Annotated in this window: 16 protein-coding genes; 13 read left to right on the plus strand and 3 right to left on the minus strand. The window is 66.3% G+C overall.

Annotated features, from left to right (window positions below):
- Window positions 1-102: 102 nt before the first annotated feature.
- Both ttcA and folB read right to left on the minus strand, forming a co-directional pair.
- Window positions 103-1,080, minus strand: coding sequence for a tRNA 2-thiocytidine(32) synthetase TtcA (gene ttcA / locus AC3WMR_RS25155; protein WP_492265886.1), 978 nt, complete (start codon window positions 1,078-1,080; stop codon window positions 103-105).
- Between the two features lie 2 nt (window positions 1,081-1,082).
- Window positions 1,083-1,442, minus strand: coding sequence for a dihydroneopterin aldolase (folB, locus tag AC3WMR_RS25160; RefSeq protein ID WP_025139773.1), 360 nt, complete (start codon window positions 1,440-1,442; stop codon window positions 1,083-1,085).
- 124 nt (window positions 1,443-1,566) lie between these two features.
- On the opposite strand from folB, the gene AC3WMR_RS25165 reads away from it, so the two are divergent.
- Both AC3WMR_RS25165 and AC3WMR_RS25170 read left to right on the plus strand, forming a co-directional pair.
- Window positions 1,567-2,469 carry an NAD(P)/FAD-dependent oxidoreductase gene (locus tag AC3WMR_RS25165; protein WP_175193662.1) on the plus strand — a complete coding sequence of 301 codons (903 nt, stop codon included), beginning with the start codon at window positions 1,567-1,569 and terminating at the stop codon, window positions 2,467-2,469.
- Between the two features lie 108 nt (window positions 2,470-2,577).
- Window positions 2,578-3,480 (plus strand): helix-turn-helix transcriptional regulator, encoded by a 903-nt coding sequence (locus AC3WMR_RS25170; protein ID WP_492265885.1) that lies wholly within the window; start codon window positions 2,578-2,580, stop codon window positions 3,478-3,480.
- On the opposite strand, the gene pcaD is transcribed toward AC3WMR_RS25170, so the two are convergent.
- A complete protein-coding gene (gene pcaD, locus AC3WMR_RS25175; protein ID WP_492265884.1) occupies window positions 3,477-4,271 on the minus strand; it encodes a 3-oxoadipate enol-lactonase in 795 nt (264 codons plus the stop codon). The genes AC3WMR_RS25170 and pcaD overlap by 4 nt on opposite strands.
- A 101-nt stretch (window positions 4,272-4,372) precedes the next feature.
- On the opposite strand from pcaD, the gene AC3WMR_RS25180 reads away from it, so the two are divergent.
- From AC3WMR_RS25180 to AC3WMR_RS25230, 11 genes are all read left to right on the plus strand, one after another.
- Window positions 4,373-5,302: a LysR family transcriptional regulator gene (locus AC3WMR_RS25180; RefSeq protein WP_492265883.1), complete on the plus strand. Its 930-nt coding sequence runs from the start codon at window positions 4,373-4,375 to the stop codon at window positions 5,300-5,302.
- A gap of 92 nt (window positions 5,303-5,394) precedes the next feature.
- On the plus strand, window positions 5,395-7,647 hold the full coding sequence (locus AC3WMR_RS25185) for a TonB-dependent siderophore receptor (protein WP_492265882.1): 2,253 nt from the start codon (window positions 5,395-5,397) through the stop codon (window positions 7,645-7,647).
- Window positions 7,648-7,718: 71 nt separating this feature from the next.
- Entirely contained in the window at window positions 7,719-8,267 is a 549-nt protein-coding gene (locus AC3WMR_RS25190) for a hypothetical protein (protein ID WP_492265881.1), read from the plus strand.
- 360 nt (window positions 8,268-8,627) lie between these two features.
- The gene (gene urtA, locus AC3WMR_RS25195) at window positions 8,628-9,821 is read left to right on the plus strand and encodes an urea ABC transporter substrate-binding protein (protein WP_025139766.1); all 1,194 of its coding nucleotides are present in this window, start codon (window positions 8,628-8,630) and stop codon (window positions 9,819-9,821) included.
- Between the two features lie 51 nt (window positions 9,822-9,872).
- A complete protein-coding gene (urtB, locus tag AC3WMR_RS25200) occupies window positions 9,873-10,775 on the plus strand; it encodes an urea ABC transporter permease subunit UrtB (RefSeq protein WP_025139765.1) in 903 nt (300 codons plus the stop codon).
- 4 nt (window positions 10,776-10,779) lie between these two features.
- Window positions 10,780-11,826, plus strand: a complete 1,047-nt coding sequence (urtC, locus tag AC3WMR_RS25205) for an urea ABC transporter permease subunit UrtC (RefSeq protein WP_492265880.1) — start codon at window positions 10,780-10,782, stop codon at window positions 11,824-11,826.
- Between the two features lie 32 nt (window positions 11,827-11,858).
- On the plus strand, window positions 11,859-12,620 hold the full coding sequence (urtD, locus tag AC3WMR_RS25210; RefSeq protein WP_492265979.1) for an urea ABC transporter ATP-binding protein UrtD: 762 nt from the start codon (window positions 11,859-11,861) through the stop codon (window positions 12,618-12,620).
- Window positions 12,621-12,633: 13 nt separating this feature from the next.
- Window positions 12,634-13,323, plus strand: coding sequence for an urea ABC transporter ATP-binding subunit UrtE (urtE, locus tag AC3WMR_RS25215; RefSeq protein WP_492265879.1), 690 nt, complete (start codon window positions 12,634-12,636; stop codon window positions 13,321-13,323).
- 25 nt (window positions 13,324-13,348) lie between these two features.
- The gene (locus AC3WMR_RS25220) at window positions 13,349-14,386 is read left to right on the plus strand and encodes an aliphatic amidase (protein WP_025139761.1); all 1,038 of its coding nucleotides are present in this window, start codon (window positions 13,349-13,351) and stop codon (window positions 14,384-14,386) included.
- A 61-nt stretch (window positions 14,387-14,447) separates the two neighbouring features.
- Window positions 14,448-15,254: a CbbQ/NirQ/NorQ/GpvN family protein gene (locus AC3WMR_RS25225; protein ID WP_492265878.1), complete on the plus strand. Its 807-nt coding sequence runs from the start codon at window positions 14,448-14,450 to the stop codon at window positions 15,252-15,254.
- Between the two features lie 122 nt (window positions 15,255-15,376).
- Entirely contained in the window at window positions 15,377-16,954 is a 1,578-nt protein-coding gene (locus tag AC3WMR_RS25230) for a nitric oxide reductase activation protein NorD (protein WP_492265877.1), read from the plus strand.
- The last annotated feature ends 91 nt before the right edge of the window (window positions 16,955-17,045 follow it).

Genomic DNA, 17,045 nt, shown 5'->3' on the forward strand with positions numbered 1-17,045 from the left:
CCAGGCCGGCGCTCAAGGCAGGCGTACCGGTCGAGCGCCGGCACGCGTGGTGTGATGCATTCCGTCCGGGGCCCGTGTGGCCTTGGCCCGCCTTCGCGGCATTCAGCCGCGCGTGAACATCACTTTCTTTTCAACGATGCCGTCTGGCGTCTGCGCGGGGGTGGCCGCGGTGTCGCCGCAGGCTTCATCATTTTCGCCGTCGGTTGGGTCCACGGAGTCGAATGCCGTGTCGCCGTTGGCATCCGGCACACCCGTCGGCTTGAGGCCGACGAAATCGAACAGGTCGCGGTCCATCAGGTGCGACGGCACCACGCGCGACAGCGCGTTGAACACGTTCCACGAGCGGCCCGGGTGCTGCTTGTCCCATTCCTTGATCATGCGGCCGACTTCCTTGCGCTTCAGGTTTTCCTGCGAGCCGCACAGGTTGCAGGGAATGATCGGGAACTGCTTGAGTTCGGCGTAGGCGATCAGGTCGGTCTCGGGCACATAGGCCAGCGGGCGGATCACCGTGTGGCGGCCGTCGTCGGACACCAGCTTGGGCGGCATGCCCTTGGCCTTGCCGCCGTAGAACAGGTTCAGGAAGAACGTGCCCAGGATGTCGTCGCGGTGGTGGCCCAGCGCAATCTTGGTCGCGCCCAGCTCGGACGCCACGCGGTACAGGATGCCCCGGCGCAAGCGTGAACAGAGCGAGCACATGGTCTTGCCCTCTTCGAGCACGCGCGTGACGATCGAGTAGGTGTCCTGCGTTTCGATGTGAAACGGCACGCCCAGTTCGGTCAGGTAGCGCGGCAGGATGTCGGCGGGAAAACCGGGCTGCTTCTGGTCCAGGTTGACGGCGATCAGCTCGAACGGAAACGGGGCGCGCTTTTGCAGCTGGAGCAGGATGTCCAGCATGGCGTAGGAATCCTTGCCGCCGGACAGACAGACCATCACGCGGTCGCCCGCCTCGATCATGTTGTAGTCGGACAGCGCGCGCGTGGTTTCACGCGCCAGGCGCTTGGTCAGTTTGTTGCCTTCGTGGCGGGCTTTCTCTTCAGCTTCAGTGCGAAAGCGGATGCCGGGGGGAGCGATATCGTTCATGGTCAACGCGAGAGCTGGATTTCCACGCCTACCGCCGCACAGTCGGAAAAGGCCATGGGTTTGCTGATGCGCAGGCGCAGCGAGCGGATTTCCTGGAAGTCGGCCAACAGGCGTGCGGCGACTTGTTCGGACAGGGTTTCGATCAGGTTCACATGCGCCTGCGTGCACTCTTCGACGATGGCTTCGCGCAGGCGGCGGTAGTCCAGCACGCTGTGGATATCGTGGTCGTCGACCGTGCGCTGGATGTCCACGTCGAATTCGGCGTCGACATGCAGGGGCTGGGTGGCACGGCGCTCGTGTTCGAGAATGCCGATGCGGGCGTCGAGCGCGAGCCCGGAAAGGATGATGCGGCGTGTGGGCATGATGAAAACCTGGGTGGAATAGGCGGAATTGTAAGGCGATGCCGGGCCGGGGGTGGCGCGCTGGCTACAATTCGGCCATGTCCGGGCGCCCGTGAGGGGCCGGCAATGGCAAACAAGGGGTGAAATGCAACAGATGCACGATTCGGTCATTGTAGGGGGCGGCCCGGCCGGCGCCTCCTGCGCCCTGTGGCTGGCCAGGCTGGGCCTGGCGCCGCTGCTGGTCGAGGCGGGCGACCGCCTGGGTGGGCTGAGCAGCGACAACCCCTTCACGGACGACTGGATCGCCGTGCTGCCCGGCGTGACGGGCCAACAGGTGGCCGCCAATATCGACACCAGCGTGCGCGCGGCCGGCGTGCCGTTGCGGCTGGGCGCCCGGGTGACGGCGGTGCGGCCCTGCAAGGGCGGCATCGAGGCCAGCTTGTCCGATGAAAATGGGGGCGTATCGCAGGTGCGGGGCCGCACCCTGGTGATCGCCTCCGGCGTGCGCGCCAAGGGCTTTCCGGAACATCCCCCCGGATCGCGCTGGCCCGGCGTGCTGATCGGCCCGGGCTCGCCCATCGTGGCGCAGGATTACTCCGGCCTGTCCGTCGCCGTGCTGGGCGGCGGCGACAACGCCTTCGAAAACTATGTCTATGTGCGTAACCGCGGCGCCGCCACGGTGCACCTGTACGCGCGCAGCGTGCGGGCCCAGCAGCAATGGGTGCAGCGCGCCGGCAAGGAAGGCGTGCGCATCGGCCCGTACCAGGTCGACCCGGCCAACCGCAGCGTGGACGGCCGGCGCTATGACCTGATCCTGGTGTTCTATGGCTGGGAACCGCAGGCATCGTTTGCCGATGGCCTGCAACTGGCGCGCGACGAGCGTGGCTACATCCGCACCGATGTCGCCACCGCCGAAACCAGCGTGCCCGACATCTATGCCATCGGCGAAGTGGCGCACCGCATGCACCCCTGCGTGGTCACGTCGATGGCGGACGGCGTGGTGGCCGCCAAGGCGATCCAGCGGCGCTGGGAGCGGGCGGGCGAATGACACCACAGGGTCAGCGGGGTGGGGGCGCCTGATTGAGCCGGCAAGGAACTTGGGTAATAATAATTATTCTCAAATAAGCCTGCTGACCGGTGCATCCGGTCCGATCCCATGCCTTTCCTGCGCGCCCGCGCCGCGGCCCCCGCTGCCGAACACCACCGCGTCGACGCGGCGCTTGACCTGGTCCATGGCTGCTCGCTGCGCGCCGGCGTGTTCCGCCGCAGCGTCACCGAGTGGCGCGAAGAATCCCTGTATCCCGGCCTGAAGGTCATCTTGCTCGACGGGCAGGTGCGCAGCCGCGTCGAAGACCGCGCGCCGCTCGCGTTGCGCGGGCCGGCGTTGTGCCTGGCCTGGAACCCGGGGCAGGCCCAGGGCGCCGATGCCTTCGAGGCCGGCGTGGACCAGCGCTACACCGTGGTCACCCTGCCGGCGGCGGCGCTGTGGCAGGAACTGGGCGTGGATCCCGATTTCCTGCGCGACTTGGGGCGGGGCCATCCGGGGTACGGCCACCCCGTCATCTGGCACGGCGCGGCGGGCCGCGAGGCGCGCCGCATCGCGGACCAGGTGCGTGTGTGCCGCTACGAAGGGCCGGCGCGCGGCCTGTACCTGGCCGCCAAGGGCCTGGAACTGGCGGCGATTGCCCTGGCCCAGGCCGGGCAGGCGCCGTTGCCGGATGAACGCGCGGCGGCGCCGTCGGCCACCGTGCGCGGCCTGGATGCCGCCCACGAAGCGCGCCGCCGCCTGGCTGCGGACCTGCGCGGCGCGCCGTCCTCTTCGGCGCTTGCGCGTGACTTGGGCCTGCACACCCGCAAGCTGGAAGCGGCCTTCAAGCGCGCCTTCGGTGTCAGCATGGCCCGCTATCTGCAAGAGGCGCGCCTGACCCATGGACGCGAATTGATCCTGAGCGGCGGCCTGAGCGTGTCCGAGGCCGCCTGGCACGTGGGTTATGCCCCCGCGCACTTCTCGGTGGCGTTTCGCCGTCGCTTCGGCGTGCGCCCCAGCGAGCTGCGTTAACTGCGCAGGAAGCCCAGCACCGCCTCGCGGAAAGCCTCTGGCTGCTCGATGTTGGACAGATGCACCGCCGGCAACGCCAGCAGCTTCGCACCCGGCACCGTCTGCGCGATCTGCTCGCCATGGCTGGCCGCGGTCACGGTGTCGTCGCGCCCGGCGATGACCAGCGTGGGGCGCGGAATCAACGCGATGGTGCGGCGCAGGTCCGTGTCCCGCACCGCGGCGAAGGCGCCCGCCAGGCCGTGCCTGTCGGTCGCCAGCAGCATGCCGCGGAACGTGTCGATGACCGGGCCGCCGGCCTGCAGCATCGCAGTGGGAAACCAGTTCGCCAGAAAGGTCTCGGCGGTTTCCGCCATGTCGGGCGCCCGCAGCGTGGCGGCGATGCGCTCGTCCCACTGCGGCGCGGGACCGAGATAGGGCGAGGTATTGGCGAGGATCAGCCGGTCGATGCGGTCAGGCGCCTGCACGCCCAGCCATTGACCGATGATGCCGCCCAGCGACAGTCCCAGGAAGTGCGCGCGTGGCACGCCCAGGGCATCGAACAATTCCAGTACGTCGCGGCCCAGCCGGTCCAGTGAATACGGGCCCGACGGCACGCTGGAAGCGCCATGCCCGCGGGTGTCGAACCGCAGCACGCGGAAATGCCGCGCCAGCGCCGGCACCAGGTCGTCCCACATGTGCAGCGTGGTGCCGATGGAGTTGGACAGCGCCAGCACGGGCAGGGCGGCGTCGCCATCCCAGCGGTAGGCAATGCGGGCGCCGTCGCCCGTGGTGATGAAGGAATCGGTCTGCATGATGGGCCTTCCTGAAAGAAGAGTCGATGAGGCAGATCGTAGTTGCGGGCCGTTTTGGAAGATATTACAAAGATCGCACAGAGATTGTCGGAAAAACAGACATGAGCGAATTCACGCTGCACGACCTGCAATGCTTCGACGCGGTGGTGCGGGCAGGCGGCTTCCAGGCCGCCGCCACGCTGCTGCACCGGTCCCACCCGGCCGTGTTCGCCGCGGTGGCCAAGCTGGAGCGCCAGCTGGGCCTGGTACTGCTGGATCGCGCCGGTTACCGCGTCAAGCCCACGCCAGCCGGACAGTCGTTTCACCTGCGCGCTCAGGCCCTGTTGCGCGAACTGGCCGGCCTGCGGGCCCATGCCGCACAGTTGGCGATGGGCCAGGAAACCGAATTGAACGTGGTGATCGGTGATTTCTGCCCGCGGCCCTTGCTGCTGGGCATGCTGGGCGAGTTCTTCGCGGGGTGGCCGGCCACGCGGCTGAACCTGCATTTCGAGGCGGTCACCGGCCCCTGGGAACGGCTGATGGATGGCGATGCCGACCTGATTCTGCATCGCGTCGAACCCGGCGAGCCGCAGGTCGAATGGCTGGACCTGGGCAGCGTGCCGTTCGTGCCGGTGGCCGCGCCCGGCTACCTGGGCGAGCCCGCACCGCGCGCCATCAAGCCCGAGCAGCTGCGCGACTACACCCAGTGCGTCATGCGCGACACCGCCCGCCATACGCCCGCGCGGAACTACTTCATGGTCGAGGGCGCGCGCCAGTGCACGGTCGCCGACCCGCTGATGAAGAAAGAGATCCTGCTGCAAGGCCTGGGCTGGGGCCACATGCCGCGTTTTCTGATCGAAGACGAACTGCAGGATGGCCGCCTGCTGTCGTTCGCCAACCGCCACTTGCCCGGCAGTACCGAGACGCTGGCGGCCGCGCGGCGCCGCGATCGGCCGCAGGGGCCGGTGATGACGCACTTGTGGCAGGCCTTGCGTGAACAGGCGCCGGCCATCCGCCAGGCCGTGTCGCCGGTGAAAAAGCGAAAGCCTTAATCCGGAATTCGAAAGCCTTTCCGATTGCCCGCCGCCCGCCCGTTGAAGATGATTATCAATCTTATTGAAACGGGCAGGAAGCGGAGGAAATCGTGGGTATCAAGACACGTGGGGCGCGTCGGTTGGCGCGGCGCAAACATTCATCCCACGCGAGCGCGGCAGCCGCCGCGCAGTGGTTGCGGCGCGGCGCCGTGGCGGTCGGGCTGGCCGCGGGGGCGGGCAGCGCGGGGGCGCAGTCGGCCGAGCCGGGCACCGCCATCCTGGCGCCGGTCACGGTGCAGGGCGAGCAGACCGGCATCACCGAAGGTAGCGCGTCTTACACGGCGCCCAGCGTCACCGTCGGCGGCAAGCTGCCGTTGTCGCTGCGTGAAATCCCGCAGTCGGTGTCCGTCATCACGCGGCAACGCATCGAAGACCAGAACCTGGCGTCGCTGGAAGACGCCATGGCGCAGACTCCGGGCATCACCATCGACCTGGCCGCCACCGCCGCGATTCCGCAGTTCTATTCGCGCGGCTTCCAGATCGAATACTTCCAGTACGACGGCGTGCCGATGCAGACGGGGGGGGCATCGTGGGCGCAGCCCGATCTATTCATGTTCGACCACGTCGAACTGTTGCGCGGCGCGGCCGGCCTGTTCAACGGCGCGGGACAGCCCGGCGGCGTCATCAACCTGGTGCGCAAGCGCCCCACGCGCGAATTGCAGTTTTCCGGTTCGGCCAGCGCCGGGTCGTGGGACAACTACCGCGGCGAACTGGACCTGTCCACGCCGCTGAACGCATCCGGTTCGGTGCGTGGCCGCATCGCCACGGCGCAGGAAGACCGCAAGTATTTCTATGACGTGGCCAACTCGCAGAAGCAGGCCTACTACGGCATCGTCGAGGCCGACCTGGGCGAGCGCACGCTGCTGACCCTGGGCGGCAGCTACCAGAAGCGCGACTGGCTGCCCTACATGATGCAGCTGCCGCGCTACAAGGACGGCGGCGATCTTGGCCTGACGCGCGGCACTTACCTGGGTGCCGACTGGAACCGCTGGGATTTCGAGAACACGCAGGTGTTCGCCGAACTGGTCCACCAGTTCTCGTCCGACTGGACCGTCCGCCTCAACGTCAACCAGGCCGACGAAACCAGCAAGCTCAAATACGCCTACGTGCGCGGCGCGGTGGACCGCCAGACCGGCCTGGGGCCGCGGCTTTATGGCGGCGGTAACCAATACCGCAACCAGCAGCTGGGCGTGGACCTGATGGTGACGGGCGCATTCGAAGCCCTGGGCCGCCGTCATGAACTGGTGTTCGGCGGCAATTGGTACGACCGCAGCGCGCGGGCCTACAACGCGTATTCCTTGCCGGGCTTTTCGGCGCGGCCAGTGGATGTCTTTCACTACGACGTCAACGATTACCCCGAGCCGGCCGACCCCCAATGGGGCAGCAAGAGCGACGTCAAGACCCGCCAGTCCGGCGTGTATGCGATGGCGCGGCTGAAACTGGCGGATCCCTTGACGCTGGTGCTGGGATCGCGCATGAGCTGGTGGCGCACGCAGAGCAAGAATCTCATCAACGGCCGCAGCGATCCGGCGGTCAGCGAGCAAGGCCGCATGACGCCGTACGCGGGCCTGGTCTTCGACATCGACAGCCACTGGACCGCGTACGCGAGCTATGCCGACATTTTCCGCGTGCAGAGCGATTTGCGCACGGCCGACGGCGGCTCGCTGCCGCCGGTGGTGGGGTCCAACTACGAAGCCGGCCTGAAAAGCGAGTGGCTCGATGGCAAGCTGAACACGTCTTTCGCGCTGTTTCGCATCACCGAACGCAACCGCGCCCAACGCGACCCGGCCTATCCCGACGTAGGCGACTGCTGCTATGACGCCAGCGGCCAGGTGCGCAGCCAGGGCCTGGAAGCCGAGGTCTCGGGCCGCATCGCGCCGGGCTGGGAAGTCGCGGGCGGCTATACGTTCAACACCACCCGCTACCTGAAAGACAACACCAATGGCGGCGCGGCCTTCAGGACCTTCACGCCCAAGCATATCTTCCAGCTGTGGACGACCTATCAGCTGCCGGGCCAATGGAACCGCTGGAGCGTGGGCGGCGGCGTCAACATCAAGAGCGGTATCTATACCGAAAGCGCCGTGCAGGGCCCGGTCAGCGGCAGTTCGGTGCGCGTGTCACAGGCCGGCTACGCCCTCTGGAATGCCCGCATCGGCTATCGCGTCAGCGACCACGTGTCGCTGGGCCTGAACGTGAACAACCTGTTCGACAAGGTCTATTACCAGCGGCTGGGCAACGCGGACATGGGCAACGCCTATGGCGAACCGCGCAGCGCCATGCTGAACCTGCGGGTCAAGTATTGAAGCGGGCGCGGCCCAGCCTTCCCGGACGCGCTTCCCGTACACCCCCTGAACGCAACACCAAGGAGAACACCATGCAACCCTTCCTGACGCGATCGCTACGCGCCGCATTGCTGAGCGCTGCGCTCTGCACCGGCACCGCCGCCCAGGCCGTCACGCCTGCGGCGCCGGCCGCCAGCGCCACGGCCGCGCCGTCATCCTCCTGGGCGGCCGGCGAATACCGCTGGACGGTCGATGATCGAAACGGCGAGCCGCCCTATACCCTGCGCCTGTACGTGCAGCCGCTGCCGTCGGGCGACTATGCGCTGACCGGAAGCCTGCTGCTGGACGACGCCGAACTGGGCGCGTATGGATCGGCGCGCTTGCGCGACGGCAAGCTCGTGCTGGACCTGACGGCCAGCGGCGGCGTGCTGCAGGCGCCGATCGACGAGGGCAAGCGGCGCCTGTATCCCAAGGGCCGCGCGCCCGAACGCGTGGACTCGGCCGGCTTTGCCACGATGCGGGCGTTGCTCGACCCCGCATCGCTCGACGGCGTGGTGCAGCGCTACCAGACCAACGTCATGACGGGCCACCACGTGCAGGGGCCGATGTACGCCAACAGCGTGATCCGCCGTTTGCCGTAGCCACCCCGCCAGGCCGCGCCTGGTAAGGGAAAATACGCATGGCACGAGACCGTGCGCTTCTTCAGAATGCCTTCCAGACGCTAGATCGTCTTCCAATTTTCGCCGACTGCCAGTGTTGCCAGTCAGGCGTGGGGCAAAAAGGCCCGAGCCGGATTTTCCGGCTCGGGCCTTTTCGTTTTCCGTTTGCAAATCGTCTTCTTCCGGATGGCGCCATGACGCGCCGTGGGCGCAGCTTTGCCTGAAGAAACGCATGCATGGCGGATGGATGGTTGTCGTCGTGATGTGGCTGCCTGGGGCGGCCGCCCAATCCCGGGCGGCCTGGCTACAGGCTTGCCTTCGGAAACGCACAGGAGCGTATCGATGAGCGCATACAACCGCCGCCGCTTTCTGCAGCACAGTGGCTCCATGGTCCTGTTGGGTGCCGCGTCGGGGGTGGCCGCCTTGCCCCGCCGCGCGTTCGCGCAGGAAACCGTGAAGCTGGGCTTGCTGCATTCCCTGTCTGGCACCATCGCCATCGCCGAGGCGTCGCTGGTGGATGCCGAGAAACTGGCCATCGAAGAGATCAACGCCGCAGGCGGCGTGATGGGCCGCATGATCGATCCGATCGTCGAGGACGGCGCCAGCGAGAACGCCGTGTTTGCCGAAAAGGCCCGAAAACTGCTGGATCGCGACAAGGTCGCGGCCATCATCGGCTGCTACACCTCGGCCTCGCGAAAAGCGCTGCTGCCCGTGCTGGCGCGCAGCAAGGGCCTGTTGTATTACCCCACGTACTACGAAGGGCAGGAGCAGGATGCGCGCGTGTTCTATCCGTCGCAGGAAGCGACGCAGTCGGTGATCGCAGCGGTGGAATGGATGGCGCGCGAAAAGGGCAAGACCTTCTTCCTGGTTGGCTCGGACTACATCTATCCGCGTACCTGCAACAAGATCGCCAAGCCGGCGATTGCCCACATGGGCGCCAAGGTGGTGGGCGAGGAATACGCACCGCTCGGGCACACCGAATTCTCGTCCATCATCAACAAGATCAAGGCCGCCAAGCCGGAGTGCATCTACAGCACGGTGGTGGGCGGATCGAACGTGGCGTTCTACAAGCAGTTGCGCGCCGCCGGGCTGGACGGCACGCGGGTGGTGTTGCTGTCGACCGTGGTGTCCGAGAACGAGATCGAGGGCATCGGCAAGGACAACGCGGCGGGCTACTACGCCTGCATGGGCTATTTCCAGAGCCTGCGCAATCCGGCCAACGAGAAGTTCGTCAAGGCATTCAAAGCCAAGTATGGACAGGATCGCGTCATCGGCGACCCGATGGAAGTGGCCTACAACAGCGTCTATCTATGGAAGCTGGGCGCCGAGAAGGCCGGCTCGTTCGACCCCGACAAGGTCATCGCGGCCTCGGCCGGCCTGACGCTGGAGGCGCCGGAAGGCACGGTGCGGGTGCACGAGAAGAACCATCACGTGTGGAAGAAAGTGCGCGTAGGCCGTGCTCGGCCCGACGGCCAGTTCGACGTGGTCTGGGAATCGGCCGACCTGATCGAACCCAATCCCTTCCCCAAGCTGTAAACGGGCCTGCCAACCGCCGAGGGCGCCGTCGTCGGCGCATGGAACGCGATCATGAACATCGATATCGCCGCGATGCAGTTTTTCAACGGGATCAGCCTGTTCAGCATTCTGCTGCTGATGGCGATCGGCCTGGCCGTGGTGTTCGGCCTGATGGGCGTCATCAATATGGCCCATGGCGAGCTGATGGCCATGGGCGCCTACACCACCTATCTGGTGTCGGTGGCGTTCCAGCGCTGGGCGCCCGGGTGGATGGACGTCTATCTGTTCGTGGCGATCCCCCTGGCGTTCCTGGCGACGTCGGCGTTTGGCTACTTGCTCGAACGTGGTTTCATCCGCTGGTTCTACAACCGGCCGCTGGACACGCTGCTGGCGACCTGGGGCCTGAGCCTGATCCTGCAGCAGACCTATCGCTCGATCTTCGGCGCACAGGAAGTCAGCGTGCCGCTGGCCTCATGGTTGAGCGGCGCCTGGGAGCCGACGCCCGATCTGCAATTTCCGTTGAACCGCATCTTCATCCTGGGGTTGACGCTGCTGGTGGCGCTGGGCGTCTACCTGCTGCTGTACCGCAGCGCATGGGGACTGCGGGTGAGGGCGGTGACCCAGAACCGCGCCATGGCGGGCGCCGTGGGCATCAACACGCGGAGAGTCGATGCCCTGACGTTCGCGCTGGGCTCTGGCCTGGCAGGCATCGCCGGCTGCGTATTCACCATGATCGGTTCCACCAATCCGGGAACGGGCCAGCTGTATATCGTCGACTCGTTCATCGTGGTGGTGTTCGGCGGGGTGCAAAGCCTGCTGGGTACTGCCTTCTCGGGGCTGGCGATCGCGCAATCACAGACCACGCTGGAGTACCTGATGAGCGGCTCGATGGCCAAGGTCACGATCCTGGTCCTGGTGATCGTGGTGCTGTACTTCCGCCCCAACGGGCTGTTCGCGGCCAAGACGCGAGGATGACACGATGAAGACCTTGCACCGCAGAACCGAGGAAATCGCGCTGGCGTTGGTGGCGCTGCTGATCCTGGCCGTGATGCCGCTATCGCTGGACCCGTTCCGGCTCAACCTGCTTGGCAAATACATGGCGTTCGCCTTCGTGGCGATCGGCATCGTGCTGACCTGGGGCTACTGCGGCGTGTTGAGCCTGGGGCAGGGCATCTTCTTTGGATTGGGCGGCTACATGATGGCCATGTTCCTGAAGCTGGAGGCGTCCGCTCCCGAGCTGCCCGACTTCATGGTGTGGAGCAGCGTCGACAGCCTGCCCGTGTGGTGGCTGCCGTTCCATTCCCTGGGATGGACGCTTTTGCTGATCGTGGCGCTACCGGGCGCGGCGGCGTATCTGTTTTCCCTGGCGATCTTTCGCAAGCGGGTCGGCGGCGTGTATTTCGCCATCGTGACGCTGGCACTGGCGATGACGCTGACCGTCCTGATCATCGGCCAGCAAGGCGACACCGGCGGCGCCAACGGCATCACCGATTTCCGCACGCTGCTCGGCTGGGACATCGTCGGCGACGATGGCAAGCAGGTGCTGTATCTGGTCGAGGCGGCCGTGCTGACGCTGGCCATGGTGGCGGCATTGTTCATTGTGCGCAGCCGGCTCGGCAAGATCCTCATTGCCATCCGCGATCGCGAAGACCGCGTGCGCTTCTCGGGCTATGACACCGCGCATGTGAAGGCTTGTGTGTTTTGCGTCGCGGCCATCCTGTCGTCCATTGGCGGCGCGTTCTTCACCCTGCAGGTGGGGTTGATCTCGCCGGGGGCAATCGGCGTCGTGGCGTCGATCGAGATGGTGATCTACGCTGCGGTCGGCGGCCGGCTGTCGATTCCCGGTGCGGTGGTGGGCGCGTTGCTGATTGGCTTTCTCAAATCGTATCTGTCCGAGACCTTTCCCGAGATCTGGCTGTATTTCCTGGGCGCGATCTTCATCGTGGTGGTGGTGGCAATGCCCAACGGCCTGGCCGGCGTGGTCAGCCAGTTGCAGGCACGCCGCACTGTCGGGAGCGCGCGATGACCACTGCACTGGACCTGTCCGAGTCACCCGCCATGGACATGCGCATTGACCGCCCCAGCGCGGGCGTCATCCTGAGCGTCGAGGACCTGACCGTGTCGTTCGACGGCTTTCGCGCAGTCGACGGCCTGAGCCTGAGCGTGGCGCAGGACGAACTGCGCGTCATCATCGGTCCCAACGGCGCGGGCAAGACCACCTTGCTGGACATCATCTGCGGCAAGACCCGACCGTCGGCGGGGCGCGTGATGTTCGAGGGCCGCGACCTGGTGCGGCTGGCGGAGTTCGACATCGTGCGGGCAGGGGTCGGCCGCAAGTTCCAGACGCCGTCGGTGTACGAAGACCTGACGGTGCTGGAGAACTTCGAGATATCGCTGCCGAATGTGCACGGCGTGATCCGTTCGCTGCGCTTTCGTCGCACGGCCGAGGTGCGCGAGCGCATCCAGGCGATGGCCTCGCAGGTCTTCTTGGCCGACCGGCTGGCCGAAAAGGCCGGGCGTCTCAGCCACGGCCAGAAGCAATGGCTGGAGATCGGCATGTTGTTGATGCAGGAGCCGCGCCTGTTGCTGCTGGATGAACCGGTGGCGGGTATGAGCCCGCGCGAACGGGAACAGACCGCCGAGCTGTTGGTGCGCATTGCGCGCGGCAAGTCGGTGGTGGTGATCGAGCACGACATGGACTTCGTCAAACGCATCGCCCACAAGGTCACGGTGCTGCACCAGGGGCGGCTGTTGAGCGAGGGCAGCGTGGCCGAGGTGCAAGCCGACCCGCGCGTGCTCGACGTGTACCTGGGTCATTGAAAGGGAGACATCCTTGTTTCGCATCGACGGGTTGAATGTGAGCTACGGCGAATCGCACGTCATTCGCGACGTGAGTTTCGAGGTGGCGGCGGGCGAATCGGTGGCCATCATGGGCCGCAACGGCATGGGCAAGACCACCTTGCTCAAGGCGCTGATCGGCATGCTGCGTTCCGGTTCCGGCAGTATCCGGCTGGGCGACACCGAGCTGTCCGGGCTGGCCAGCTACCAGCGGGTGCGCAATGGGCTGGCCTTCGTGCCGCAGGGGCGCATGATCTTCCCGTTCCTGACGGTCGAGCAGAACATCCTGACCGGCGCCGAGCACAGCCGGATCAAAGCAGTGCCGGACTACCTGTATCGCTTCTTTCCCGTGCTGCAAGAGATGCGTCGACGCAAGGGCGGCAATCTGTCGGGCGGACAGCAGCAGCAACTGGCGATCGCTCGCGCGCTGATTTCCAACCCGCGGGTACTGATCCTGGACGAGCCGACCGAGGGCATCCAGCCGTCGATCATCAAGGACATCGCGCGGGCGCTGAATGCATTGCGCGAGGAACAGGGCTTCGCCATCGTCGTGTCCGAACAGATGCTGAGTTTTGCGCTCGACCTTGCCGACCGCTTCCTGGTCATCGATCGCGGCCGCATCGTGCACGAGGCGGACCGGGCCGGCCTGGACCAGGACAAGATCAGGTCTTTCCTGACGGTATGACCGTCAACCTTTGAGGAGCATTGTCATGAGACATGGAGATATCTCCAGCAGCAACGATTGCGTGGGCGTGGCCGTCGTGAACTACAAGATGCCGCGCCTGCATACCAAGGCCGAGGTGATGGACAACGCCCGCAAGATCGCCGACATGGTGGTGGGAATGAAGCGCGGCCTGCCTGGCATGGACCTGGTCATTTTCCCCGAGTACTCGACCCACGGCATCATGTACGACGCCAAGGAAATGTACGACACCGCCGCGGCCATTCCGGGCGAGGAAACTGCGGTGTTCGCCGAGGCCTGCCGCAAGGCCAACGTCTGGGGCGTTTTCTCGCTGACCGGCGAGCGCCACGAAGAACATCCCAACAAGGCGCCCTACAACACGCTGATCCTGATGAACAACCAGGGCGAGATCGTGCAGAAGTACCGCAAGATCATGCCATGGGTGCCGATCGAGGGCTGGTATCCGGGCGATTGCACCTACGTGTCGGAAGGCCCGAAGGGCTTGAAGATCAGCCTGATCATCTGCGACGATGGCAACTACCCCGAGATCTGGCGCGACTGCGCCATGCGCGGCGCCGAGCTGATCGTGCGATGCCAGGGCTACATGTACCCCGCCAAGGATCAGCAGGTGATGGTATCGAAGGCCATGGCCTGGATGAACAACGTCTATGTGGCGGTGGCCAACGCGGCGGGTTTCGACGGCGTCTATTCCTATTTCGGCCATTCCGCCATCATCGGTTTCGACGGACGCACCCTGGGCGAATGCGGCGAAGAAGAAATGGGCATCCAGTACGCCGAACTGTCGACCAGCCTGATCCGCGACGCGCGCAAGAACATGCAGTCGCAGAACCACCTGTTCAAGCTGGTGCATCGCGGCTACACCGGCAAGATCAACTCGGGCGAGGACGCCAGCGGCGTCGCGGCATGCCCCTACAACTTCTACGCGAACTGGATCAACGATCCGGAAGGCACCCGCAAACAGGTCGAATCGTTCACGCGCTCGACCGTGGGCACGCCGGAATGCCCGATCGAAGGCATTCCCAACGAGGCGCCGCAACACCGCTAGTCCCTTCCCGTTCGCCAGGTCCGGCCAGGTGCTGGCCGGACCGCTGCAAAGGATCTGCATCGTGGCCGCTCTGCTCGACGCCTACCGGATTGCGCATGAACCGTATTACCGTCCCAGCGGCCGTGAGGCCGAACTGTACGCGCATGCCTATGCGCACCGGCTGCCGCTCATCCTGAAAGGCCCCACGGGCTGCGGCAAGACGCGCTTCGTGGAATATATGGCGTGGAAGCTTGGCCGGCCGTTGGTGACCTTGGCCTGCAACGAAGACATGACCGCGTCCGACCTGGTCGGCCGCTATCTGCTGGACGCCGACGGGACGGCCTGGCACGACGGTCCGCTGACGCTGGCGGTGCGCCACGGCGGCATCTGCTACCTGGATGAGGTGGTCGAGGCGCGCCAGGACACCACCGTGGTGATCCACCCGTTGACCGACGCACGCCGCATCCTGCCGCTGGACAAGAAGGGCGAGGTGGTCCACGCGCATCCAGACTTCCAGCTGGTGGTGTCGTACAACCCCGGCTACCAGAGCAGCGCCAAGGATCTCAAGCCATCGACGCGCCAGCGTTTCGTGGCGCTGGATTTCGACTATCCCGACGCCGATCATGAAGCGTCGATCGTTGCGCACGAAGCCGGCATCGACGCCAGCCTGGCGCGCCGGCTGGTGCGTATCGCGCAGGGTTCGCGCGAGCTCAAGCATCATGGCCTGGACGAAGGCGTGTCGACGCGCATGCTGATCTATGCCGGCGTGCTGATCCGCGACGGCGTCAGCCCGGCCGAGAGCTGCGACATGACCATGACGCGCGCCTTGACCGACGATCCCGACATGGCGACGGCGTTACGGGCGCTGATCGACGCCAACCTGGAATGACGATGCGCGCGCTTGCGACGTTCGGAACCGCGGAAGGCGCTGCTGCACGCGTGCGCACGCAGGCGTCGGACAGGGCCCGGCCAGGCCTCTCGTGGTTGCTATGCGGTCTGTCCGGGCGTGACATGACGGTGGAGCCGTCAGATTCCGAGGCGGCCGACGGCCCGACGCGACCGGTGCTGACGTTGACGCACCTGCTGTTGCCGGACAACGCCGCCAGGGAGGGCGCCGCGCCCGGCGTCGCCGCAAAGGATCACGCCGCCGTCGCTCACGCCGCGGCCCACCTGCTGTATTCGCCCGCCGCCCAGCCCGTCGCCAGTCTCAAGCCGATGGGCCTGGCGGTGGTGTCCGCCATCGAGGATGCGCGGGTGGAGCGGGTGCTGGCGGCCAGTTATCCCGGCGTGCGCCGCTGGTTTCGTCCATTCGTGCCGTCACTGCCCGATCCGGCCGACCTCAGTTTTTCCGCGCTGATGCAACGCCTGTGCCGCCTGTTGATGGATCCTGCGCTGCGCGATGACAACCACTGGGTCAACAAGGGGCGCGATCTATTCGAAGCGCAGGCGGCCACCGACCTGGCCGATATTGCCGCGTTCCGTCGGCTGGGTTCGTTGCTGGCCAATGACCTGGGCCAGATGCGGGTGCGCTTCAATCCCCTGCAGTACGTGGTGCCGGTGGGCTATCGCGACGACAACAGCTATCTGTGGGATTACGGCGATGCCGCCGAGCCGCCGCCCGCGCTGGCCCTGGGAAGCCAGGGCGCGGCGCCGCAATCGCGCGAGGCCGCGCCGGGCGATGCCCAGGCGGCGTCGGACGAGGACACCGAACTGGGCCGCTACGACTATCCCGAATGGGACTACCGGCTGGCGCGCAGCCGGCCGGACTGGTGCACCGTGATCGAACGCCTGCCGGGTTGGCGTGGCGAAGCGCCGCTGTTGGCGGGGCAGCGCCAGCCCCGGCTGGCACTGCCGCGTTCGCGTCGCCTGGACCGGGCGCGGCGGCTGCGGCGCCAATGGGAGGGGGATGACATCGACCTGAATGCCGCCATCGAAGTCATGATCGACCGTCGCCTGGATCTGGCGCCGGACGCGCGCTTTTTCCAGCGGCCGGGAAGCCAGCCCGGCGTTTGCAGCACGCTGGTGCTGCTGGACCTGTCCGCCTCGGCCAATGACCCCGCGCAGGACGGCGCCACCGTGCTTGACCTGGAAAAGCGCGCCGCGGCGCTGCTGGTGGGCGCGGTCGCTGGAAGCGGTGACCGCATCGCGGTGCACGGCTTCTGTTCCGACACGCGTGCCGCGGTGCACTATTACCGCCTGTTGGACGCGGGCGCGACGCCTGCGGACGCGGCGCTGGGCCGCATCGCGGCGGCACGCGCCCGCTATTCGACACGCCTGGGCGCGGCGCTGCGCCATGCCGGCGAGCTGGCGCTGCGGCTGTCCGGCGAGCGGCGTGCCCTCATCGTCGTCACCGATGGAGCGCCGTCAGACATCGACGTGCACGATCCGCGCTACCTGGTGGACGATGCGCGCGAAGCGGTTCTGGCACTGCGCCGGGGCGGGCTGCGGGTGCAATGCGTGGCGCTGGATGGCCGCGCTGAACCCCAGCTGCGGGCGATGTTCGGATTCCGCGGGTATCGGATCGTGCTGAACGCGGCAGCGCTGCCGGCTGCGCTCGCCCACGGCTATAGCCGCGCCACGCTTGGCTGAGACCCCCAGGAATCCACGTGTTGACGCGGCCCGTGCCTATGTTGAAACTGATCACCTGGACCGATTGAACTCTGTGCTTCGACTCCTCAGA

This window comes from Achromobacter sp. FW305-C-28, from assembly GCF_058783235.1.